The organism is Streptomyces sp. NH27, from assembly GCF_056859195.1.
This window is the reverse complement of the sequence record NZ_JACEGK010000960.1, coordinates 1-1,256: the sequence shown is the minus strand read 5'-3', so window position 1 is coordinate 1,256 and position 1,256 is coordinate 1. Positions and strand designations below refer to the sequence as shown.

Annotated in this window: 1 protein-coding gene; it reads left to right on the top strand. The window is 74.8% G+C overall.

The annotated features are described in order from the left end of the window. Window positions 1-1,208 (top strand): MFS transporter (locus AC13HU_RS37400; RefSeq protein ID WP_483046457.1); only part of this gene is annotated, 1,208 nt, incomplete at its 5' end. Window positions 1,209-1,256 lie beyond the last annotated feature (48 nt).

Below are 1,256 nucleotides of genomic sequence, written 5' to 3'. Positions count from 1 at the left end.
CCCCCATGCCCGCCACGCCCGGAACGCTCATCCTCACGCACCCCGGATTCCGCCTGCTGTGGGCCGGCCGCACCATCTCCGGCCTGGGCTCCTGGCTGCTCGTCGTCGCCCTCCCCTTCCGGGTCTTCCAGCTCACCGGTTCACCGGCCGCCACCGGGCTCACCCTCGCACTGGAGTCCCTCCCGGCACTGCTGATCGGCCCCTGGGCAGGTGCCCTTCTCGACCGGCGGCACGTCGCCCGCGCCATGTGGCGGGCCGACTTGGTGAGCGCCGCGGCCGTCGCACTGATCCTTCCGGCCGGCAGCGCGGGACGCCTCTGGCTGATCTACCTGGCCGTGCTCGGCGAGAGCCTCGCGACCGCTGTCTTCCGCCCGGCCGCCCGCGCCCTGACCCCCGTCGTCATGGGCACCGGTGCTGAACTCACCGCCGCCAACACCCTCACCGCGTTCACCGGCAGCGTGCTGAGGCTGGCCGCGCCACCCCTCGGCGCCCTCCTGCTGGCCGGCCCCGGCATCACTGCAGTACTGCTCATCGACATCGCGAGCTACCTGATGTCGGCCTGCTTCACCGCGCGGCTCAGCCGCCGCGTGCCCGCGCTGCCGGCGGCGGACCGCACCACGCCCGCAGAACTCCGCGACGGCCTCCGCGCGGACTTCCGCGCCGGCCTGCGCCACGTCGCCGCGACCCCGCTCCTGCGCGGCCCGCTGGTCGGCAACGGCGTGTTCCTCACCGCGAACGCCGCCCTGACCGTGCTCCTCGTCCCGTTCGCCGTCGGGCGCCTGCACGCCCCCGGCTACGCCGTCGGGTACCTCATCTCCGGCCTGGGCGCCGGCTACGTCATCGGCTCCGCGGTCAGCCGCCGCGTGCTGCGCGGATTCGGCATCCGCCGCGTCCTGAGTACCACCCAACTCGCCAACCAGCCGCCTACTTCGCCCTGTTCAACGCGCCGACCCTGCCGTTGGCCGTCGCCGCCGCGGTGCTCATCGGCCTGCCGGGCAGCATCCTGCTCATGGCCGTGGAGACCCACATCCAGCGCACCGCCCCACCGGGCATGCTCGCCCGCGTCGGCGCGCTGTTCTTCGCCACGGACTCCCTCGCCGCCGTCATCGGCGCCTTGGGCGCCCCCGCCCTCGTCACCGCGCTCGGGCTGCCCGTCGCACTCAACGCCATCAGCGCTTCCGCGCTCCTCGCCGTCCCCCTCACCCTGACGTCCCGGCCCGCGCCGGCTCCCCCGCCCGCGCCGGCACCTCCATCAG